This window comes from Campylobacter sp. MIT 12-5580, assembly GCF_005406235.1.
Taxonomy (GTDB): Bacteria; Campylobacterota; Campylobacteria; order Campylobacterales; family Campylobacteraceae; genus Campylobacter_D.
In genome coordinates this window covers 1-20,295 of sequence record NZ_NXLK01000013.1, presented here as the reverse complement: position 1 = coordinate 20,295, position 20,295 = coordinate 1, and the positions used below count along the sequence as shown (strand labels likewise).

Sequence of the window (20,295 nt, the reverse complement as noted above, 5' to 3'; positions counted from 1 at the left end):
AGCCTTACTTAGCTTTTTAGCATAGGCTAAATTTGCAAAAGGATTATTAAGACTTGCTAGTCTTGAACCTATAGCCATATCATTGCTTAGATTCATTGTGGAGCTTACTGATGATGAGGCTGAGTTTGCATTGGCTTGGGAAGTGGCGTTTGAATTTAGATCGTCAACAACTCGTTTTAAAGTCGCTCCATTGTCAGCTATGCTTGCTAAGATGACTTTAGAAACGATATCATTGCTTAAAGCTGAACTCCCTAGACTATCAAAAAGTGTGCTTGCTAAGGCTCTTTCATCTTGAGAGATATTTGCCATTGTTTCAATTAAAACAGAGCTTGAATTTGCATTGTTTGGATTTTGAGTTGTATCTAGTTTATTCATCAACTCTGTAGCTTGTTGTCTGGCTTCGGTGATTTTGCTTTGTAGTCCTGAGAGTTCTGGGTCGCTAGCAACCTCTTTTTCAGCAATATCAAGCCGATCGAGAAGACTTTGATACATTTCTTTTTTAAGTTCAAATAAGGCATTTAAATCTTTTACCTTATCAGTTGCTCCACCATTAGCAAGTAAAGATTTACCATCGCTTGATAAAGAAAGGGTGTATTGTGTGAAACCTAAGTCATTTAAGTGTGTTAGACCAGCACCCATTAAATTTTCTAATCTTGAATCAATGTTTGGGATAAGGCTAGGAAAAGCTATAAGAAGGCCTACTACTTCGTTACTTGTTAATATATCATTATTGAATTTAGTATCAGTTCGTATAAGTTCATAGTTGTTTGCTGTGAAGTTATTTACATCTCTAAAACTTAAACCAAAAGCTGAATTTTGGATATTTACATCACCACTTACCTTTATCAAACCACCTCGCAAGCTTTCATCATTATACCAAATTACAGCATTATTTGTAGTTAGATTGCCTGTTATATTTAATCTCCCAGCATAGCCACCAAAGCCATCTACAATAGAGATTATACCATTTGAGCGTTGATCCTCGTTTGCGTTAAAAGCACCATTATTAATGGTAACATTTCCTGTTATATTTGCATTGTTTTGGACAAAAAATTCTGCATATTTTTTGATAGTAATATCTTGTGCATTGAGATCAAATTCTTCTCCATTACACCCTAAACAAAAGCTTCCATAATCCCCAGAAGATGGGGCAGTTCCACTTCCTAAAGTTAAAGCTGTAACACCTTTATCTGCTGAGATAACAAATTTTTTCGCACCACTATCTTCAAAACTACTATCAGACGCAAAGTCTATAGTTGTATCAGTGCCATTGTAGCTGTATTCACCTGTTCCTGTTTGTGTTTGTGTAAAATTTGAGCTAAAAGAACTAGTATCACTTATACTTACCGCACCTAAATTTGAACTTCCTAAAACAGCCAAAGTTGCTATACTTAAACAAAGTTTCTTACTCTGCACCTTTTTTAACTTCATAGTGTCTCCTTAAAGAAAAATTAAAATATCCATAAAATACTACCCCCCCCCCCCCTGAAAAAATGCTTAAATTTAATATTTTTTTAAGAAAAACTTGAATTTGAAGAGGAAATTTTAAATTAAGCATGAAACTAAATTTTATAAATTTTTATAGATTATTTGGCTTTGTTTTTTCTATAGTTTTTTTACACAATATCATTATTTAAAAAAATTTAAGCTTTTTAAGTTATACTATATAGTTGATAATATCTATTATATAAAGACTTAAATTTAAGGATATAAAGCAATGTTCTTTCAAAAAATAGCTTTAATGCACAGAAAGATAGTTTATAATGTCAATAAAATTTTAAAACCCTTTGGCTTGAGCCTGAGTGATTGGCGTGTGTTTTTGTATCTTAGCCATACAAAAAGCACTGCTTTGGTGCCAATTTGTGAATTTTATGATCTTGATAAGGCTATGCTGACAAGATCAGTTTCAAAGCTTCATAAACTAGGTTTTATAGAGTTTTTAGAAGCTGAAGATAAAAGAGAGAAGATCATTACTTTAAGTGCTAGTGGTAAGGCGATTTATTATGATATTAATTTTTGTATTAGAGAGTATGAGGCAAAAATTCTTGCTGATATAAATGCTAAGGATAAAGAATTTTTTATACAAATCATTGATAAAATCAATCAAAAATTAGAATATTAAAGGAAAGAAAATGAGCCTAAAAAGAAAATATAAGCTTTTTAACAGGGATTTTATCTGTATATTTTGGATTAATTTTTTCATTTATACTATGTTTTATATGAGCACTATTACTTGTTCTGATTATAGTTTGCTTATCTTAAAAGAAAATGCAAGTATGGCAGGGCTTGTAACTTGTGTTTTTGTTATTGGGGCTTTATTTTCAAGAATTTATTATGGTTCAATAGTTGATAGTATCAATTTTAAAAAAGCCCTACTTATCTTTTTACCTTTGCTTTTTTGTATCAATATCGCCTATTTGTTCGCTCATAGCATTTTAGCCCTTGTGCTCATTCGCTTTGTTTCAGGTGTATTTTTTGGGCTATGTTCTTGTGTTTGCGGTGCAGCTGTAGCAAGGCTTATACCAAGCAATAAAAGAGGTGTTGGCATAGGTTATTATGCTTTAAGTGCTATTTTAGCTTCTGCTTTGGGTCCATTTTTGGCTATAAAGCTTGATTCTGCTGGGGCTTTTTTTGCAAGTTTTATCCTCTGTCTTGTGTGTATAATGCTTTGTTTTATCCTTGCTTTGATCTTTCAAGTAAGGGCTAAAAAGCTTGAGTTTAAAGCTGTGCAAGGCTCTAAAATGCATATTTATAATTATATAGAAAAAAGTTGCTTAAGCCTTGCTGTGGTGGTGTTTTTAATAGGCTGTGCTTATGGGCTTATATTAGCTTTTATGAGTGTGTATTCAAAGACTTTAAATTTAAGCTTTGCAGGCTCATTTTTCTTTGGAATTTATGCCTTTGTGGCTTTGTTTTCTCGTCCTATAGCTGGGAAAATTTTTGATAAGCTTGGGGCGGATTTTGTTATCCTTCCCTCGCTTTTATTTTTCATCGCTTGTCTTGTCATCTTAGCTTATGCTCAAAACTCAGCCATGATTTTTTTATCTGCTGTGCTGTGTGCTTTAGGTTATGGTAATGCTTGTTCAGCTTGTCAATCTTTAGCCATAAAACTTGCTCCAAAGCACAAAATGGGACTGGCTACTTCAACTTATTTTATCGCTCTTGATCTTGGTATAGGCACTAGTCCTTATTTTCTAGGCATTTTAGAACCTTTTGTAGGCTTTTCGCGTCTTTATGAAATCGCTGCAGCTCTTAGCTTTGTGGCTCTTGTTGTTTATTTTTTACTCATCATGCTTAAAGAAAAAGGCTTTAAAGAAAGGCTAAGAGCTTATAAAAATCATCTTTTTGAAAGAAAATTTTAATCATTTAAAAAATAAGCAAAATTTTTTAAATTTCTCTTGACAAACACTAGGTGTAAGGTTTTATAATTTTAATATTAAAACTTTTTTGAGTTTTATAATTTTATTTTCAAAGGACAAATCATGGCAAAGAAAATCAGCTCAAAGCTTGGTGCTTTAGGTTTAGGCTTAGCTTTATCAACAAGTGCTTTAAGTGCAGCAGAAAGTCAAAAGCTTACTAAATTTGAGGATATGAAAAGCTTTAAAGGCGATGCAAAAATCTTTAGTGGAGAAGTTAAGGTTACTTTGATGTTTGGCACAAATGAAAACCGCAATGTAAGCGGAGGTTTAGTTGAGTTTAGCCCAAAGGCTAGAAGTGCTTGGCATACGCATCCAGCAGGACAAACTTTGATTATAGTAGAAGGAGAAATTTACACAGGCACAGAAAATGGCATTACGCAGATTGCTAAAAAAGGCGATGTGATAGAATGCCCAGTTGGTGTAAAACACTGGCATGGAGCGGGTGCTACGCAAAAAGGCGTTCATATCGCTTTAACGGGTGTCAAAGATGGACAAAATGTAACTTGGCTTGAAAAATTAAGCGATGAAGAATATGAAAAAGCCATCAAAAACGCTAAATAAAAAGGGCTAAAGATGAACATGAGGCTTTTGCTTATTTTTTTAGGCATTGTAAGCGTGCTTATAGCAAATCAAAACTTAGCCTTTCCAAAGGACTATAAAGAAGGCGTGCTTTATACAAGTGTGATTCGTGGGGGCGTGATCGAGGATATTTATGCACCAAAGGAGGCGATTTTAGCTTTAAAAGAGGGTAAAAACTTGCCTGATCAAACTATCATTACTATGGAAGAATATGCAAATGATGCAGGAGTAAGAGCAAGGCTTAATCGCTATATCATCATGCAAAAACAAGGCAAAGAGTGGAAATTTCAAGCTTTTAAAGCAGATAAAAGCCTTAATAGTGCTGAAAATACCACAAGGTGTTTAAATTGTCACAAAAGCATAAGTGGGGAAGATATAGTCTTTAGCCTTGAAGCGATGAAAAGCTACAAAGGGGAGTAAATGCAAAAAAGAAGGGCATTTTTTAAGCAAATAAGTGTATTGGCTCTAGCTTTTTCAAGCTTAAGCTTATATGCAGAGCAAAAAACAGCAAAGATAAAGGAGAGTATAATGAAACTTAATCAAAAAGCAAAGGCACTTTTTAATAAATTTTTTAGCTCAACACAGCTTGAGCTGGCTGAAAGTGATACTGAGTTTATGAGTGCTTTTATAAACTTTAGCCTCTCAGAAGCCTATACAACAAGCAAGCTTGATGATAAAACTAAATTCAAACTCTCATCTTAGCAGCCCTTGTGGCGAATGAGGGCTTAAGCGAGTTTAACACTTACGCAAGGGCAGCTTTAAAGGCTGGTGTGAAAGCTGAAGAGATCAAAGAAATTTTATATCAAGCTACGCCTTATGTGGGTTTTGCAAGAAGTGCAAGCTTTATCAAGCAAAGTGCAAGGCTTTTTAAGGAGCTAAACATAAAGTTAGAAGATAATAGAGGCACGACAGATGAAAAGAACCGCTTTGAAAAGGGCTTGCAAGCTCAAGTGGATATATTTGGAGAAGGTATGAGGCAAATTCCAAAAGGTATGCCTGAGGATACGCAGTTTATCCGTGCCTTTTTATCGGCAAATTGTTTTGGGGATTATTATACAAGAAAGGTGCTTGATTTAAAATTTAGAGAGCTTTTAACCTTTGTTATCTTAGCTGCTCTTGGTGGGGTGGAGCCTCAGCTAAAAGGGCATATTCAAGGCAATCTTAACATGGGAAATGATCGCTCTGTTTTAATCTCGGCTATAGCTGTCATCATTCCTTTCATAGGCTATCCAAAGACTTTAAATGCTTTTAGTGCGATTAATGAAATTGCTAAGGCTTAGAAAAAATAAAGCAGAGCTAAGCTTAAAACTCTGCTTTGATTTGCTTTAAATTTTTAAATTTTTTAAAGCTCCTTAACAGCTCTATAGGCTTCATCTATGGCTGAGTGCATGTAGGCTGAGTGTGCTGCATCTGAGTTTGCTATGCTGATATTGCCAAAGGGCTTTTTAGCTTGTGCTATGATCTTTTCATCATCTTTTTCATCTTCAAAAAGCGAATTATAAGTATAAGCATAGCAGTGCCCCCAGCGGTTAAGCACTATAGCTTGTATGTCTTTTTTGTGATTAAAGCCGCTTGCACCAAGCATGGCTTGAAGCTGATCTCTAATGATTTTTTCATGCTCATCAAAACTCATAGCATAGAGTATATTGCGTCCTATTCTTGCTCTGTCTCTTGCGTCAAGCCCAGTAAGATCAATACCTTGAGAAGAAGCTAAAGCCAAAGGCGAGCAAACCATATGCACGACTATAGGCTTTTTAGGATCTCTTGGGTGTTTATAAGCGCCAAGATCTACAGGATAATCAAGCTTCACCCTTGCATAAGGCATTTTAGGACAATACAGCTCATGCACCTTAAGCTTCATAAAGCTTTGCCAATTTCTAATGACGACTTTAGTATGTAAAAGCGAGGTTTTGACATTTTTGCTTAGGGCTTCTTTTTGAGCCTTTGGCAAGCTTGGTATGATGTAAGGTATCATGCTATTATAATTTGCCATGATGACTTTTTTAGCCTCAACCTTGTAAATTTTCTTATCTTTAGCACTGATATAAGAAACTAAGACTTTGTCTTTTTGATTTTCAACATTTAAAACCGTGCTTTTAAGTCTTAAACGCACTTTATTGCCCCTTTTATCAAGCTTTGAATAATCAAATTTTGAAGCATTCACGCTTATCATATCCTCATCTTGCTTGCTTACACTTGGGATAAGCTTTTTTACCATAAGTCTTGCTACCATGGCATTGCCATCTGGTGCGTGATAGATATAAGGCTCTTCCATTTCAGCCAAAGCTTCACCTTCTATAGGCTCTAAGTTCAAGCCATCAAAGCCGGGTAAAAAGCTATATCTTGCATCATCACAAGAAATAGCATCTATGCCTAAGGCTAAAAAGTCATCAGTCATACCCTCAAAAAAAGCTATGGCTGAAGGCTTGAGCTTGACTTGATTGATCAAAAAGTCTTTATAGCTTGTTTTTGCCATAAAATGCTCTCTTTGCTTTTTATTCATACCTTTAAGATAGTCTTTTGGCTGGGTAAAAAGAGCGATTAGGGCAAGTTTGTCTTCATTTGAGAGAGGAAATTCATTGATAAAATCCTTCATATCCTTGCCATTGTTTAATTCTTCAAGTATATCATCACAAATGACTTTTCTTGGATTGCCATTTACAACCTTTGCCTCGCCAAAATGTTCTTTAGCAAAAAATACCCCTCGACTTAAGCCTAAATTTGGATAAAAGCTTACATCAAAGCATTTTGCCAAGCCATCAACGCTGATTTTTAAAGTATCAAGCAAATGAAGCACTTCTTTTGAGTATAAGGCTTTTGGGGATTGAAAGCTTTCACTTCCTCCATAACTTATAAGCGTGCCATCTTTAAGTCTGATTTCATTGCGTCTTGCGTGTCCTCCAAAATCATCGTGATTGTCTAAGATTAGTATGCTTTTATCTTTGCCAAATTTTTCTTGATAAAAACAGGCTGCGCTTAAGCCACTAAGTCCAGCACCAACGATGACTAAATCATAATTTTGAAAAGGCTTGATACTTTTAAAATCAAAACTTTCTCCATCTCTTAGCATATGAGCAAATTCATAAGATTCGTCATTGCTACCTCTAAGTCCTTGCCAAGCTGGTGGATAATATGCCTCATCTAAGTCAAGTTCTCTTGCATTTAAAAACTGCAAAGGGCTCATACTAGCCGCTAAAGTTAAAGCTACTCCGTTTAAAAAGTCTCTTCTTAACATTTTTTGTCCTTTTTTTGTATTTCTCAAGATTATAGCTCATTATTAAAACGAGCCTAGTTTAAAAATTCATACTTTTAATATATGTTTTCAAAAAGTAACACAAAAAATTGTATTTTTTCAAATTCAGTCTTGACAAACACTAGGTGTCAGCTTTTATAATGTGCCTTATAAAATTTAAAAAGGAGAGTAAATGAAAAGACGCAGTTTTTTGCAAGGTTCTATGATCTTAGGTGTTGGTGCTTTTGTAAGTCCAATTTTAGCCAAAGAGCATAAGGGGACAAATAAGGAGGATAAAATGACGCAAGAATTAGCAAATGCAAGCACTCAAGCTTTAAACAATGCTAAGAAAAATTCTTTTGGCTTAGTTTATGAGGGAGCAATAAGTAAAAATGAAGCAAATAAGGTGCAAATTCGCCCAGTAAGCTATACCAACAAAGGCTTAAAACTGGCTGCTAATCTTTACACACCAGTAAATTTTAAGGCAAATAAAAAATACTCAGCCCTAGTTATAGCACACCCAAATGGAGGTGTAAAAGAACAAGTTGCAGGGCTTTATGCTCAAAAAATGGCTGAAAGAGGCTATATCACTTTAGCTTTTGATTCAGCCTATCAAGGAGCAAGTGAGGGCCTGCCAAGAAATGTTGATACCCCAGCAAATAGAACAGAAGACATAAGAGCTGCTCTTGATTTTTTAGAAAAACAAAGTGGAGTGGATAAAGAAAAGCTTGGCATTATAGGCATTTGCGGAGGTGGAGGCTATAGCTTAAAAGCTGCACAAAGTGATAAACGTTTTAAGGCAGTAGCGACTTTAAGCATGTTTGATACAGGTTTAGTAAGAAGAAATGGCTTTTTAGACTCTGAGCTAAACACCATACAAGAGCGTTTAGAAAAAGCAAGCAAAGCAAGGCAGGAAGAGGCTTTAACAGGAAAAGTAAGCTACACAGGCACAGCTCCTAAAAAGCTAAGTGAGGTTGAGCTAGCAAAAATTAGCACAGATTTGTATAGGGAAGGCATGGTGTATTATGGTGATACGCACGCTCATCCAAACTCAACTTTTGCTTATACGACAAGTTCCTTGCTTGATTTGATGAGCTTTAATGTGAGTGATAATATAGAGCTTTTAAATCAACCCTTACTCATGATAGTAGGCGATAAGGCTGATACTGCTTATATGAGTGAAAGAATTTTTAAGCTAGCTAGTGGCACGCAAGATAAAGAGCTTTTTAAGCTTAAAAATGCCACTCATATACAAACTTATTATAGGAGTGATTTAGTTGAAGCTGCACTTAAGAACTTTGATACATTTTTTAAGGAAAAGTTATAATACAAGCTTTTGCGTTTGAAAAACTGATTTGTTTAAAATTATATTTTGATATATCCTAACAAGCTTATTATAGCTTTTTTTAAATGATAAAGGAATTTAGCTGCTATTTTCTCACTTAAGTTCCTTTACCTTATGCCAAGTTTATCATTTTGCAGCTTTTTAAAAACTTTTAGCTATAATACAAAAAATAAAGCAAAGAAAGAAACAAACAAATGGACTTTTTTTTCGTAGAGTATAGAGATCCTATTGTAGGACTTATCATACTGACGATTTTAATTTTTGTTGTGGCTGTGGGGCATTATTTTTATAGAATTTATGCAAGTAGAGGTGAGGAAAAAGGGCTTGGGGATTTTATCAAAAAATTTGAGATAGAAAGCGAGCATAAGGCTTTACTGCGAGCATCTAGCCTTAATCTTAACTCTTTGCATTTTTTAGGTAGTGTTTTTAGCAAAAGTGGGGAATTTGAAAAAGCGGTGCAAATTTATCTCATCGCCCTTGAAAAAACGAAAAGTAAAGACGAACAAGAGCTGATTTTTTATGATTTGGCTGAGGTATATTTTAAGGCTGGTTTTTTGCAAAAAAGTGCTGAGGTATTGCTCAATGCTTTAAAAACTCGCCCGCGAAATATCAAGGCTTTAAAACTTTTAAAACTTGTATATCTAAGGCTAAGAAAGTTTGATGAGGTGCTTTATACTTTGGATAGTCTTTTTGAATTGGGACTTGAAGTAAGTAAAGAAAGGGCTTTTATCAAGGCATTAAAGCTTCAAAACTTGCCTCAAAATTTAAATCAAAAAATAGATCAAAGAGCTCAGCTTTCTTTGCAACTTGATGAGGATAATGATCTTATCAAACGTTTTGTTTTTGAGCAGTATAAAGTAAGTGCGTATGGGGATTTTAAGCTGTTTATTGATCTGCTTTATAAGAGCAAAACACCGATTTTTTTAGAAGATGAGGCGTATTTTGAGCTTTTTTGTGCTTTGGGACTTTGCAAACCAGAAAAAAAACACAAATTTAAAGATAAAAAACTTCAAATGCTTCAAATTCTAAAGGATAACGATTTTAAAGCCAAACTTAGCTTTTCTTTTGTGTGTTTGTCGTGCAAAACGACTATGCCTTTGTTTTTTTATCATTGTCCGCTTTGTTATGAGTTTGCACAATGTAAAATTTTGTATGAAGTTCGTTCAGATGAAGAAGATTGAAATTTATACAGATGGCTCTTGTCTTGAAAATCCGGGCTTTGGTGGCTGGGCGTATATACTTTGCTATAAAAAACATCAAAAAGAAGGCTTTGGGGCAAAAGCTGATACTACAAATAACCAAATGGAGCTTCAAGCGATTATTGAGGCTTTAAAAGCTTTAAAAGAACCATGTGAAATTGCTCTTTTTACGGACTCAAATTTAATGGTAAGAAGCATAAATGAATGGCTTGAAGGCTGGGTAAAAAAGGACTTTAAAGGCAAAAAAAATGTTATGCTTTGGAAAGAATACCTTACCTTAGCCAAAGATCACAAAATCAAAGCCTTTTGGATCAAAGCACACAACGGACATGAGCTTAACGAGCGTTGCGATCACTTAGCCAAAACGGCGGCTTTAACACTAAAAGAAGAGACAAAAAATTGTAACTAAAACTTGTTACAATGTGCGTTGAAAAAGAAAAAGGACAATGGAAGTGCAAATGAAAAATTTACAAGATAAGCTTGGCTATCATTTCAAAGACGAGAAGCTTTTAAAAGCAGCTTTAACGCATAAAAGCTCCAAAAAACCCTATAATAACGAAAGGCTTGAATTTCTAGGCGATGCTGTGCTTGATCTTGTTGTGGGCGAGTTCTTGTTTCATAAATTTAAAGATCAAGCTGAAGGGGATTTATCAAAACTAAGAGCCGCGCTTGTGAATGAAAAATCTTTTATGCAAATTGCCCTAAGCCTTGATCTTGGCTCATATCTTTTTATGTCAGTTGCTGAAGAAAACAATGGCGGAAGAGCTAAACCTTCCATACTTTCAGACGCTTTTGAAGCCATTATCGCAGCAATTTTTTTAGAAGCTGGTTTTTTAAAAGCAAAAGAAGTTGTTTTAGCCCTTTTAGAAAGCATTTATCCAAATATAGACGCAAAAGAACTTATTAAGGACTATAAAACCAAGCTACAAGAATTTACACAAGGTATGATGGCTCAAACACCAGAATATGAGCTTATCCGTGCCTTTGGACCAGATCATTTAAAGCAGTTTGAAATCGCTTTAAAGCTTGATAACAAAGAAGTCTCAAGAGCCACTTCAAAGAGCAAAAAAGAAGCCCAGCAGCTTGCGGCAAAAATCGCTCTTGAAAAATTAGGAGTTTTATGAATACTTTTGGCACAAGATTAAAAATCACAACTTTTGGAGAATCTCATGGCAAGGCTATAGGTTGCGTGATAGACGGCTTTCCTGCTGGCGTGCGTATAGATGAGGCATTTTTGCAAGGCGAACTTGATAAAAGAAAGCCCGGAACAAGCAAGTTTAGCACTCAAAGAAAGGAAAGTGATAAGGCTGAAATTTTAAGTGGAGTTTTTGAGGGCTTTAGCACCGGAACGCCCATAGCTGTGGTGATTTTTAATGAAAATCAGCATTCAAAGGATTATGATAATATTAAGGATTTATTTCGCCCTTCTCATGGGGATTTGAGCTATTTTGCTAAATATGGCATAAGAGATTACCGAGGTGGAGGACGTGCAAGCGCAAGAGAAAGTGCTGCAAGAGTAGCTGCAGGAGCTTTTGCACAAATGCTTTTAGCTGAGTTTAATATCAGCGTAAAATCTGGCGTATTTGCTGTAGGTAAAGTGCAAAGCGAGCTTGAAAGCAAGGATTTTGACTTTGAATTTGCAGATAAAAGTGAGATTTTTGCCCTTGATAAAGCCTTAGAAGCAAGCTTTAAAGAGCAAATCACTCAAGCTTTAAGGGCAAAAGATAGTGTTGGAGCGGCTGTTTTTACGCGTATTAGTGGCGTAAAAGCTGGACTTGGCGAACCACTTTATGATAAACTTGATAGTAAATTCGCTCACGCTTTAATGGGGATAAATGCAGTAAAAGCCGTTGAAATAGGAGCTGGTATAAGATCAAGTCAAAGCTTTGGCTCACAAAATAACGATCTCATAAAAGATCAGCAATTTTTAAGCAATCACGCAGGCGGTATTTTAGCGGGCATTAGCAGTGGAGCTGATATAGAGCTAAGGACTTATTTTAAGCCTACGCCATCGATCTTTTTAGCGCAAGAAACTATGGATAAATTTGGTAATAATACGATTTGCGAGCTTAAAGGCAGGCACGATCCTTGTGTGGGTGTGCGTGGAAGTGTAGTCTGCTCGGCTATGGCAAGGCTTGTGATCGCTGATGCTTTGCTACTTAATGCTAATGCGAGTTTAGCAAGGCTTAAAAAGGCGTATGAATGATCGTTTTAAGCACTACAGCAAGCAAAAAAGAAGCAAAGGCTTTAGGTAAGCTTTTGCTTGAAAAAAGGCTTGTTACTTGCGTTCAAAGACTTAAAATAAAAAGTATGTATCGCTGGGAAAATACACTTTGCAAAGCTAAAGAATACCTCCTTATCCTTAAAACAACAAAAGAAAATTTAAACGAGCTTGAAAGCATTGTAAAAGCAAACCATAGCTATGAAGTGCCTCAATTTGTAGCTTTAAAAGCTGATTTTATCAGTAAAGAGTATAAAAAATGGCTTGAGAAAGAGTGCAAAAGCGTTAAAAATAGCAAAAAAAATAAAGCTTAAATTTTAGGCTTTTTCTAAACACGATTTGCTTAAGCGTCTCCCAAAGAGGCTAAAAATCATATACAATTCAGTTTTTAAACAAGCTTTAAAAACAGGTATTGCAACCTATGCTCTTATATCAAGTTTTTTATCTTCTTGTAAGTTTTCAAAGAGTATTTTGAGTAAATTTAAATCATCAAATTTATCTTCTAAAAGCTTTTGAAGCACACTTAAACTTTGATCTTTATAAGTTTGATTTGAACTTTTAGCTTGTATGGGTTTAAATGTCTTTTTTATATCTTGAGTTTCTTTGCTTTGCTTGTTTGAGTTTGTGTCAGTTTGTGTTTGTGCAGGCTTTAAATTTTGAACCTTAGCTTTCATTTCTTCGTTAAGCTCAAGCCATTGCTTTTTAAATTCTTCTATGCTTAAATTTGAGTTCATTAACTCAAGTTCTTTTTTTTGATATTGCGCTAAAAGTTTGCTATCATTAGTATCAAAATCTGAATTTTCTTTAAGAAAATTACGCAAATCCCTTATTTTTTCTTCGCTTATATTTTTATCAAGCCCAGCAAGCTTGCCTCTAATGTTTGTTTCACCTACTATAAAATCATTATAATTGCTTTTAAAATATGCGTGAAAAAGCGCACTTTTATCAAAAAACCCATCTTCATCTTTATATCTTAAAATTGCTTTCATATCCCCAAAACTTATATCATAATCAGGTAAATTATAAAGCTCTTGTCTTTTTTGAAAATCTATGGCATTGTCAAAAAACTCATTATGAATTGCTCCTTTAAAATCAAGGTTATTAAGCTGTTCATGAGTATATTTTTGTGTCAAGTTTCCCATAAGCTCTTCAAAAGCCTTATACGCCTTTGTAAAACTTTCAGTCCAATCAATGCTTGTATAATCCGCCGTAAGTATCAAATTAACTTCTCTTGCCTCAAATAGCTCAAATTCTTTAGAATGTATCTTAAAGCTTTTTGGTATGCCAGTGTTTTCGTTAAAATCGCTCGTAAAAAAGCCCTCGCTATCAACACCATAGCCAAGCAGTTTAGATACTGCTTCACTTTTATCCTTAACAAGGTTTAAGTTAGAACTTTTTGCAGTCTTGAAAAGCTCGTTAGCCTTTTGCAAAGAACTTAAATTTTTAGACTTATATACATTTTTTGATACGCCTTCAAAATTTGCATAAGAGCTTGAGTATATAGAATTTATCATTTATAACCTTTATTAATCACAACAAAAATAAATTAAGTGATAAGCTCATTTAGCACTAAATCGGCTTAGATTTAAAAAGTTTTAGTTTGGCATTTTAAAAGGTAAAAACAAATTCTAATTTATGCTCTTATATCAAGTTTTTTATCTTCTTGTAAGTTTTCAAAGAGTATTTTGAGTAAATTTAAATCATCAAATTTATCTTGCAAGAGCTTTTGAAGCACACTCAAACTTTGATCTTTATAAGTTTGATTTGAGCTTTTAGCTTGTATGGGTTTAAATGAAGAGGTATCAGCATGCGTGATGTCTTGAGTTGAGATTGGATCTAGGCTTGATGAAATGCTTGTTTCTTTTGATAACTGCTTTGCTTTTTCCCAGTGTTCTTTAAAGTCTAATTCTGCTTGAGCGAAAAAAATTCTCTTTTTGTTTATCGCTTATTTCGCCTCAAATTTTTGCATATTCTTGCACACTTGTCAGTGTTTTTAAAAGCGTATCTTGTTCTTTTTCAAGATCAAAAGAGTTTTTATCTAAAGTGCCATAAATCTTTTTTTCCGCAGTTACTGCATTAAGTAGATCTTGTTCTTGCTTGCTTAAAGTCCCATCCCACATTTTTTGCCATATGCTATTTTGAGCCACTTTAACCTCAGGTGCTTGATCCATAATCTCAAAAAGTCTATGTTTTTTCTCCATATCCGACATATTTTTAAAATCATCAATATGCAGTCTTTTTGTGTATGCTTTGCTTGGATCATAAACACTAAAATCATCAGTTTTAGCGCCTTTTTCTTGAATGGGAGTATCATTGTTGAGCAGTTTTTCTGCATTTGAGTATATATGCGTTTGTCTTGTGTGGCTGATGCTGTAGTTTGCTGTGTTTATCATCGTTGTTCCTTGTTTTGTGTTATTTAAATAATAATATAGTTTTTTAAAAGTAAAATTATCTCTTGTCTTTTGCTAAATTCATCTAAAACTAGATCGGCTTAGCTTGAGAAAAAGTTAAGACTATTGTATAAGTTTTTTTGAGAGTTATTTTAAATAAGTGCCACTATGCAAGCTCAAGCTAATCTTTTTAGCGTTTGAGCCAAATTCTAGCTTTTTCTTTTAGCTTTTTGATATCACTTGAAGCATAATAGCTTACTTTTGTTTTTTTGTTTTTTCTTTTGAGTTGGAATTTGCGTTCAAGTTGATCAGCAAGGGCTTGTCCTGAGTGAATCAGCAAGGTATCTTCTCCAAAATACTCTTGCAAGGGTTTTGCAAGTAGTGGAAAATGAGTGCAGCCAAGTATCAAGGCTTTTGGCTTGCTTTGTAAAGAAGAAAAATAGTATTCAAAAGCACTTTCAACGACTTTTCCTTCAAAAATTCCCTCCTCAACCATAGGCACAAAAAGCCCTGTAGCTAGAGCTTTGATATGAGAAAAGCCTAATTTTTCGAGGCGATTTTGATAGCGTTTGGATTTTATCGTCGCTTGAGTAGCGATGATAAGAATTTCATCATTTTTGTTTTGCAAAGTCCTAGATACCGCACTTACACCAGCATCAATAACACCAAAAATAGGCATTTTAGTCCTTGCTCTAAGTTCTTTTAAGGCATACGCACTTACTGTGTTGCAAGCAATGATAAGCATATCGAGGTTAAAAGGTTCAAAAAAATCCAAAGCCTCCAAAGAAAAACGCACTATAGTTTCTTTATCTTTCACTCCGTAAGGCACGCGTGCTGTATCGCCATAATACACCACTTCATCAAAAAACCTCGCCTCGAGCAAAGGTTTTAACACGCTCAAGCCACCAATCCCGCTGTCAAATACACCTATTCTCATTTTTGCCTCATTTTATATATCGTCTCGCACCTAAGTATTTAGGCTTCCAATAACTACTATTTAACGAACCCTCTCGTGCCCCACCGCGAGGTGAGAGATGGATAAAATTATTGTTTTTCACATAAATTCCCACATGCAAGCCATTTGGTCCCCTGCCTGTCCTAAAAAACACCAAATCCCCAGCTCTTAAGTTCTTGCGTGAAATTTTTTGTCCGCTTTTCATTTGTAAAGCGGTTGTTCGTGGAATTTGAGTGCGAAAGTGTTGTGAAAGCACACTTTGAGTAAAGCCAGAGCAATCTGCACCCTTTTTACTTACCCCACCCAAACGATACGGCGTTCTTTGCCATTCTTTACGAATGCTTTCAAGCTTTGAAGGCGTGGCATTAACACCTCTTTGTGTTTTATATGATGAATGAGAGCTAAAACAAGCTGATATAAAAAAGCTTAAGCTTACAATAAAAATAAATTGTAAAATTTTCATCACTTCCCTTAACAATACGCCCGAAAATTTAAGGCTTTGCAAAAAATCTCAAATAAACAAAGCCAAAAATTCCAGAACACAAAGATGCTAAAAGTATGGCAAAATTATCTGCATAATTAAAAATATCGCTTACCTCATACGCAAGCCCATCGATAAACAAACTCATCGTAAAGCCAATGCCCGTAAGTATGCAAACCCCATAAAGCTGTTTAAAAGTCGCTCCTTCTGGGAGTTTGGTAAGTTTAAGCTTGATACTAAAGTAACTAAATGCAAATACACCGACTTGTTTTCCTACAAAAAGCCCTAAAAATATACCCAAGCTTACGCCTGAAAAAAAGCTTGAAAAATCAATCTTTGATAAATTCACTCCAGCATTTGCAAAAGCAAATAAAGGCAAGATCACAAAACCCAACCACGCTTTTAAACCTTCATAAATTTCTTCTAAGAAAGGCTCACCATCTTTGGTGTATAAAGGGATAAAAAATGCCGTAACCAAGCCAGCTAAAGTTGCATGAACGCCGCTTTTTAGCACGCTTATCCAAAGGATTAAAGAGCAGATAAAATAAAAAGATTTGCGTGTGATTTTAAGTAAATTTAAGACAAGTAAAGCACAAATAGTAAGCATGGCAATCACAAGAGCAAAAACTGAAAGCTTACTTGTATAAAAAATCGCGATGATTAAGATCGCCCCAACATCATCAAAAATAGCTAGGCTTAATAAAAAAATCTTAAGGCTTGCTGGCAAATGCTTACCGCACATCAAAAGTATAGCAAGAGCAAATGCCGTATCAGTAGCCGTTGGTATCGCCCAACCCCTTAAAGTATAAGGATTGTTAAAATTAATCAAGGCAAAGATGAGCGCTGGAACGATGATCCCGCCTATCGCACCAAATAAAGGCAGGGTAATATTTTTTGGATTTTTAAAATCGCCTTGCGTAAATTCCTTTTTTAACTCAAGTCCTATAGAAAAGAAAAAAATTGCGATAAGCCCATCATTAATCCACAGCAAAAAAGGCTTAAAAAGCCCAAATTCTCCAGCCTTAAAACCAACCTCAAGGCTGAGAAAATTCTTATATGCTCCTTGATATGAGCCATTTTCTATCCACAACGCAAGCAAGGTTGCGATGATGAGTAAAATTCCGGCAAAAGCTTCATTTTTAACAAAGTTTTTAAGCGCTTGCAAGTTTGTCCTTTTTCTCAGTCTTGATACATTTAAGATAAATATAAGCAACTAAAGCACTCACAAAGCTTGCAAGCAAGATAGCTAAGCGATCGGCATGTTCAAAGGCATTCACATTTTCAGCATACGCAAGCCCATCGATAAACAAACTCATCGTAAAGCCAATGCCCGCGAGTATGCAAATTCCATAAAATTGAGTATAGCCTACATTTTGTGGCAATGTGGCGATTTTAAGCTTGATACTGATAAAGCTAAATAAAAACACGCCGATTTGTTTTCCTGCAAAAAGTCCTAAAAATATACCTAAGCTTACCGGTGATAAAAGGGCTGAAAATTCCATATCACGCAAGTCAATACCAGCATTTGCAAAAGCAAATAAAGGCAAGATGAAAAAGATCACCCAAGGATCAAGATCGTGATAAAGTTGTTTTAAAAAAGGCTCGCCATTTTTTCTTTCCACAGGGATAAAAAGCGCCACGATAACACCAGCTAAAGTCGCATGAACGCCACTTTCAAGCATAGCTATCCATAAAATCACACCCACGATAAAATAAAAAGGCAATTTACTCACGCGTAAGTAATTTAATATAAAAAGTGCTAACACACAAGCCATACACACAAAAATCGCTAAGCTTGAAAGCTCGCTTGTATAAAACAAAGCGATGATAACAATCGCACCAAGATCATCAAAAATCGCCAAAGAAAGCAAAAAAAGCTTTAAACTTGCTGGGACTTTGTTACCCAAAAGCATTAAAATTCCTACCGCAAAAGCTATATCAGTAGCTGTTGGTATCGCCCAGCCTTTCATTGCAAACGCGTCATTGTAATTAATCGCCCAAAAGATTAAAGCCGGCACTATCATACCACCTAAAGCGCCAAATATAGGCAGTGAAACAGCCTTGATATGTCGCAGCTGTCCTCTTAAAATTTCATATTTAAGCTCAAGTCCTATACAGAGGAAAAAAATCGCGATAAGCCCGTCATTAATCCAGTGAAGCAGAGTTTTAGAGATAGTAAAGTCATTTACAGAAAAACTTACTTTAACATACAAAAAGTCCTCATAAATAGCACTAAATATGGTATTTTGGCACACAAGAGCAAAAAGTGTGCAAGCGATGAGTAAAAATCCCGGAAAAGATTCGTTTTTTACAAGTCTTTTGATATTTTTCATTATGGTGCTTATCTTTCTTAAATTTTTAGAGTTTTTTGCAAAGACAAAATTTCAAGGTATTTTACTTAAAAAAAGTTAAATTTTTGTTTTAAAATGCAATGAAATAAAGAATTATATAAAAAATGTGTAAGAATTTGCAATAAAAAACTAAAGCCCTGCCTAAAGCAAAGCTTTAGTTTGATTTACGCATAAATATCAAGTGCGTTACTTGAGCTTGTGGTGCTTGAGCTTGCTTCAGTAGTGCTTGCGACGAGCTGGGCTATCATTTCTTCATTGCTTTGCACAGCTTTTTGTAAGGCTGAAGTGCTTGTAGCAACGAGCAAAGAGGCGTTACCATAAGTTGAATCTTGGATCATCTTCTCTCCTTTTTTATAAATTTGCAAAGATTATATCGTCAAATTCTAAATAAAACTTAGAGTAAAAGTGCAAAAAATACGCATTTTAGGAATTTTTTTGTATTTTTTATGATACAATGCATTCGCTTTGATTTAAAATTTAAAGGAGTTTTTATGAAGCTAGTTAAACTAAGTCTTGCCGCAGCTTTAGCTGCAGGTTCGTTTTCAGCACTTAATGCGATCTCTTTAGAAGATGCGATTAAGAATGTTGATTTTTCAGGTCAGTTAAGATACCGCTACGATACAGGTAGATGGGACGGCTCTAAAAACAATGCTGGCATTAGCGCTCAAGGAAATATCGGCGGGCAACAAGACCACAAAATAAGAGCAAGGTTGGGTGCTAAAGCTGATATTGGTGATGGTTTTAAGGTATTTGGACAAGTTCAATACGGACCAGATAATAATGGTGGCTATGGAGCTGGTAGCACAACGGCTACAAACAGAACTTTTGATCTTCGCCAAGCATATTTGCAATATGATCTTGCTGATTATGCAACAAGTTTCACCTGGGGTAAGCAAGAATTTACGTCCATTTGGACTGATGATATTTCTTCAATGTCAGCTAGAGCAACTTACACAGGTATTGAAGGTTTGACTTTAACCGCTTTTGCTGTGGATAGTTTTGAACTGGATAGTGATAGACCTTTTTACGATATAGATGATTATACTAATGCTACAACAACAGCAAATTCAGTTGGTGATTTTCTCTTTAGACAAAATTTCTATGGCGCAGCTGCTATTGGCTCTTATGATCTAGGTGGTTCTAGCCTTGATACACAACTTTGGTTAGGTTATCTTAACAAAAGAGCGTTTTTCTATGCTCTTGATGTGGTGTATGGTTTAGATATTGATCAAGACTTAAACTATGCGTTGCAATTAAGCTATTTGGGTAACTCTGTTGATTCTGCTTTAAAAGATAAGGTGCATAGTTCAAATTTAGGCAATATGGATCCTGAAAGTAGATTAGGAACTACTGCTAATGGGGCTAATGAAACACTCATCGCAAACGGAAATTTGATCAACTTAATGGGAACTTTAAAAGGCTATGGCTTTGATGGTTCTTTAGGTGGGGTTTTATATGGTAAAAAAGGTAAATTTACCATCAATAGACTTGATGATAGCTTCCTTGCTGGCGGTAGAGAAATCTTTTATGTAAAAGGTTCAAATATCATGAACAGCTTTGGACAAAATACTTTTGGTTATGTAAAAGCTGGCTATACCCTTCCTTCTGATTTAAGACTTGGCGTGCAATTTGTGTATGGTTCAACTCAAGCTGGAGATAGAAATATAGGCAATGCTGAGTATTACGGCGGTGGCGATAAAATGGAAGCTGTTGTAGAGGCAAGCTATAATTATAGCAAAAACCTCAATTTCTTGCTTTGGTATTCTTATCTTGACTGGAAAAGCGATAAAGGCGTAGAATCAGCTAATGGTGCCTATGAAGATGCTAAAAACACCAAAGACACTGTGAGATTCCAAGCAATTTATAAATTCTAAATTTCACACAAAAAGAGGCTTTATGCCTCTTTGTTTTCTTTAAATAGTGCTTTAAAATATTTTTTTATTTTTGCTTTAAAAACTTTTTCTTTGCTTCAAAACGACTTGATATGCTTTATAATCCATACTTTCTTAAAATTTAAAATATAATCTCTCCTCCCAACCACCAAAATTTAATGAAACTTTAAGCTTATTTGTATATAATTTCATTTCCTTTTCAATTTTCAAGCCTAAAAACTTGAAACGAAG

22 protein-coding genes are annotated in these 20,295 nt (G+C 35.0%); 13 read left to right on the top strand and 9 right to left on the bottom strand.

What is annotated here, in order from left to right; genetic code table 11:
• On the bottom strand, window positions 1–1,431 hold a 1,431-nt coding region (locus CQA38_RS09055), incomplete at its 3' end, for a hypothetical protein (RefSeq protein WP_137633679.1).
• 286 nt (window positions 1,432–1,717) lie between these two features.
• Between CQA38_RS09055 and CQA38_RS09050 the strand changes: the two genes are divergently transcribed.
• From CQA38_RS09050 to CQA38_RS09025, 6 genes are all read left to right on the top strand, one after another.
• Window positions 1,718–2,122 (top strand): hypothetical protein, encoded by a 405-nt coding sequence (locus tag CQA38_RS09050; protein ID WP_137633678.1) that lies wholly within the window; start codon window positions 1,718–1,720, stop codon window positions 2,120–2,122.
• Window positions 2,123–2,132: 10 nt separating this feature from the next.
• Window positions 2,133–3,362, top strand: coding sequence for an MFS transporter (locus CQA38_RS09045; RefSeq protein ID WP_137633677.1), 1,230 nt, complete (start codon window positions 2,133–2,135; stop codon window positions 3,360–3,362).
• A gap of 228 nt (window positions 3,363–3,590) precedes the next feature.
• A complete protein-coding gene (locus tag CQA38_RS09040) occupies window positions 3,591–3,980 on the top strand; it encodes a cupin domain-containing protein (protein ID WP_249355267.1) in 390 nt (129 codons plus the stop codon).
• Between the two features lie 12 nt (window positions 3,981–3,992).
• Window positions 3,993–4,418, top strand: coding sequence for a cytochrome P460 family protein (locus CQA38_RS09035; RefSeq protein ID WP_137633675.1), 426 nt, complete (start codon window positions 3,993–3,995; stop codon window positions 4,416–4,418).
• Window positions 4,419–4,700: a hypothetical protein gene (locus CQA38_RS09030; RefSeq protein WP_137633674.1), complete on the top strand. Its 282-nt coding sequence runs from the start codon at window positions 4,419–4,421 to the stop codon at window positions 4,698–4,700.
• Between the two features lie 8 nt (window positions 4,701–4,708).
• On the top strand, window positions 4,709–5,278 hold the full coding sequence (locus CQA38_RS09025) for a carboxymuconolactone decarboxylase family protein (RefSeq protein ID WP_137633673.1): 570 nt from the start codon (window positions 4,709–4,711) through the stop codon (window positions 5,276–5,278).
• Between the two features lie 62 nt (window positions 5,279–5,340).
• On the opposite strand, the gene CQA38_RS09020 is transcribed toward CQA38_RS09025, so the two are convergent.
• Complete coding sequence (locus CQA38_RS09020; RefSeq protein ID WP_137633672.1) at window positions 5,341–7,233, bottom strand: NAD(P)/FAD-dependent oxidoreductase; 1,893 nt, start codon at window positions 7,231–7,233, stop codon at window positions 5,341–5,343.
• 190 nt (window positions 7,234–7,423) lie between these two features.
• Between CQA38_RS09020 and CQA38_RS09015 the strand changes: the two genes are divergently transcribed.
• From CQA38_RS09015 to cutA, 6 genes are all read left to right on the top strand, one after another.
• On the top strand, window positions 7,424–8,557 hold the full coding sequence (locus CQA38_RS09015) for an alpha/beta hydrolase (RefSeq protein ID WP_249355265.1): 1,134 nt from the start codon (window positions 7,424–7,426) through the stop codon (window positions 8,555–8,557).
• A gap of 212 nt (window positions 8,558–8,769) precedes the next feature.
• On the top strand, window positions 8,770–9,756 hold the full coding sequence (locus CQA38_RS09010) for a hypothetical protein (RefSeq protein ID WP_137633671.1): 987 nt from the start codon (window positions 8,770–8,772) through the stop codon (window positions 9,754–9,756).
• Window positions 9,743–10,183, top strand: a complete 441-nt coding sequence (rnhA, locus tag CQA38_RS09005; RefSeq protein WP_137633680.1) for a ribonuclease HI — start codon at window positions 9,743–9,745, stop codon at window positions 10,181–10,183. Before CQA38_RS09010 ends, rnhA begins: the two co-directional genes overlap by 14 nt.
• Before the next feature lie 49 nt (window positions 10,184–10,232).
• Window positions 10,233–10,898 carry a ribonuclease III gene (gene rnc, locus CQA38_RS09000; RefSeq protein ID WP_137633670.1) on the top strand — a complete coding sequence of 222 codons (666 nt, stop codon included), beginning with the start codon at window positions 10,233–10,235 and terminating at the stop codon, window positions 10,896–10,898.
• The gene (gene aroC / locus CQA38_RS08995) at window positions 10,895–11,980 is read left to right on the top strand and encodes a chorismate synthase (RefSeq protein ID WP_137633669.1); all 1,086 of its coding nucleotides are present in this window, start codon (window positions 10,895–10,897) and stop codon (window positions 11,978–11,980) included. Before rnc ends, aroC begins: the two co-directional genes overlap by 4 nt.
• Window positions 11,977–12,309 carry a divalent-cation tolerance protein CutA gene (gene cutA, locus CQA38_RS08990; protein ID WP_137633668.1) on the top strand — a complete coding sequence of 111 codons (333 nt, stop codon included), beginning with the start codon at window positions 11,977–11,979 and terminating at the stop codon, window positions 12,307–12,309. The genes aroC and cutA overlap by 4 nt, the downstream gene beginning before the upstream one ends.
• Window positions 12,310–12,414: 105 nt before the next feature.
• Here the strand turns inward: cutA and CQA38_RS08985 are convergent, their stop codons facing one another.
• The 7 genes from CQA38_RS08985 to CQA38_RS09265 form a co-directional block, all read right to left on the bottom strand.
• Window positions 12,415–13,509, bottom strand: coding sequence for a hypothetical protein (locus CQA38_RS08985; RefSeq protein ID WP_137633667.1), 1,095 nt, complete (start codon window positions 13,507–13,509; stop codon window positions 12,415–12,417).
• A 441-nt stretch (window positions 13,510–13,950) separates the two neighbouring features.
• Window positions 13,951–14,388, bottom strand: a complete 438-nt coding sequence (locus CQA38_RS08980; RefSeq protein WP_137633666.1) for a hypothetical protein — start codon at window positions 14,386–14,388, stop codon at window positions 13,951–13,953.
• A gap of 187 nt (window positions 14,389–14,575) precedes the next feature.
• Entirely contained in the window at window positions 14,576–15,322 is a 747-nt protein-coding gene (gene murI, locus CQA38_RS08975; RefSeq protein WP_137633665.1) for a glutamate racemase, read from the bottom strand.
• A gap of 7 nt (window positions 15,323–15,329) precedes the next feature.
• Entirely contained in the window at window positions 15,330–15,803 is a 474-nt protein-coding gene (locus CQA38_RS08970) for an NlpC/P60 family protein (protein WP_137633664.1), read from the bottom strand.
• A 28-nt stretch (window positions 15,804–15,831) separates the two neighbouring features.
• On the bottom strand, window positions 15,832–16,986 hold the full coding sequence (nhaA, locus tag CQA38_RS08965; protein WP_137633663.1) for a Na+/H+ antiporter NhaA: 1,155 nt from the start codon (window positions 16,984–16,986) through the stop codon (window positions 15,832–15,834).
• On the bottom strand, window positions 16,973–18,154 hold the full coding sequence (nhaA, locus tag CQA38_RS08960; RefSeq protein ID WP_137633662.1) for a Na+/H+ antiporter NhaA: 1,182 nt from the start codon (window positions 18,152–18,154) through the stop codon (window positions 16,973–16,975). Before nhaA (CQA38_RS08960) ends, nhaA (CQA38_RS08965) begins: the two co-directional genes overlap by 14 nt.
• Window positions 18,155–18,336: 182 nt before the next feature.
• The gene (locus CQA38_RS09265) at window positions 18,337–18,510 is read right to left on the bottom strand and encodes a hypothetical protein (RefSeq protein ID WP_162056777.1); all 174 of its coding nucleotides are present in this window, start codon (window positions 18,508–18,510) and stop codon (window positions 18,337–18,339) included.
• A 153-nt stretch (window positions 18,511–18,663) separates the two neighbouring features.
• Here CQA38_RS09265 and CQA38_RS08955 point away from each other — a divergent pair, with 153 nt between their 5' ends.
• A complete protein-coding gene (locus CQA38_RS08955; protein WP_170999504.1) occupies window positions 18,664–20,046 on the top strand; it encodes a major outer membrane protein in 1,383 nt (460 codons plus the stop codon).
• Window positions 20,047–20,295 lie beyond the last annotated feature (249 nt).

Bases quoted from the DNA above. Each gene is read 5' to 3' on its own strand.
- CQA38_RS09265 (WP_162056777.1), bottom strand. From the start codon at position 18,510: ATGATCCAAGATTCAACTTATGGTAACGCCTCTTTGCTCGTTGCTACA.
- CQA38_RS08970 (WP_137633664.1), bottom strand. From the start codon at position 15,803: ATGAAAATTTTACAATTTATTTTTATTGTAAGCTTAAGCTTTTTTATA.
- CQA38_RS08985 (WP_137633667.1), bottom strand. From the start codon at position 13,509: ATGATAAATTCTATATACTCAAGCTCTTATGCAAATTTTGAAGGCGTA.
- CQA38_RS09045 (WP_137633677.1), top strand. From the start codon at position 2,133: ATGAGCCTAAAAAGAAAATATAAGCTTTTTAACAGGGATTTTATCTGT.
- CQA38_RS08980 (WP_137633666.1), bottom strand. From the start codon at position 14,388: ATGATAAACACAGCAAACTACAGCATCAGCCACACAAGACAAACGCAT.
- CQA38_RS09015 (WP_249355265.1), top strand. From the start codon at position 7,424: ATGAAAAGACGCAGTTTTTTGCAAGGTTCTATGATCTTAGGTGTTGGT.
- CQA38_RS09010 (WP_137633671.1), top strand. From the start codon at position 8,770: ATGGACTTTTTTTTCGTAGAGTATAGAGATCCTATTGTAGGACTTATC.
- CQA38_RS08955 (WP_170999504.1), top strand. From the start codon at position 18,664: ATGAAGCTAGTTAAACTAAGTCTTGCCGCAGCTTTAGCTGCAGGTTCG.
- CQA38_RS09020 (WP_137633672.1), bottom strand. From the start codon at position 7,233: ATGTTAAGAAGAGACTTTTTAAACGGAGTAGCTTTAACTTTAGCGGCT.
- rnhA (WP_137633680.1), top strand. From the start codon at position 9,743: ATGAAGAAGATTGAAATTTATACAGATGGCTCTTGTCTTGAAAATCCG.
- CQA38_RS09035 (WP_137633675.1), top strand. From the start codon at position 3,993: ATGAACATGAGGCTTTTGCTTATTTTTTTAGGCATTGTAAGCGTGCTT.
- CQA38_RS09040 (WP_249355267.1), top strand. From the start codon at position 3,591: ATGAAAAGCTTTAAAGGCGATGCAAAAATCTTTAGTGGAGAAGTTAAG.
- CQA38_RS09050 (WP_137633678.1), top strand. From the start codon at position 1,718: ATGTTCTTTCAAAAAATAGCTTTAATGCACAGAAAGATAGTTTATAAT.
- cutA (WP_137633668.1), top strand. From the start codon at position 11,977: ATGATCGTTTTAAGCACTACAGCAAGCAAAAAAGAAGCAAAGGCTTTA.
- CQA38_RS09030 (WP_137633674.1), top strand. From the start codon at position 4,419: ATGCAAAAAAGAAGGGCATTTTTTAAGCAAATAAGTGTATTGGCTCTA.
- nhaA (WP_137633662.1), bottom strand. From the start codon at position 18,154: ATGAAAAATATCAAAAGACTTGTAAAAAACGAATCTTTTCCGGGATTT.
- murI (WP_137633665.1), bottom strand. From the start codon at position 15,322: ATGAGAATAGGTGTATTTGACAGCGGGATTGGTGGCTTGAGCGTGTTA.
- aroC (WP_137633669.1), top strand. From the start codon at position 10,895: ATGAATACTTTTGGCACAAGATTAAAAATCACAACTTTTGGAGAATCT.
- rnc (WP_137633670.1), top strand. From the start codon at position 10,233: ATGAAAAATTTACAAGATAAGCTTGGCTATCATTTCAAAGACGAGAAG.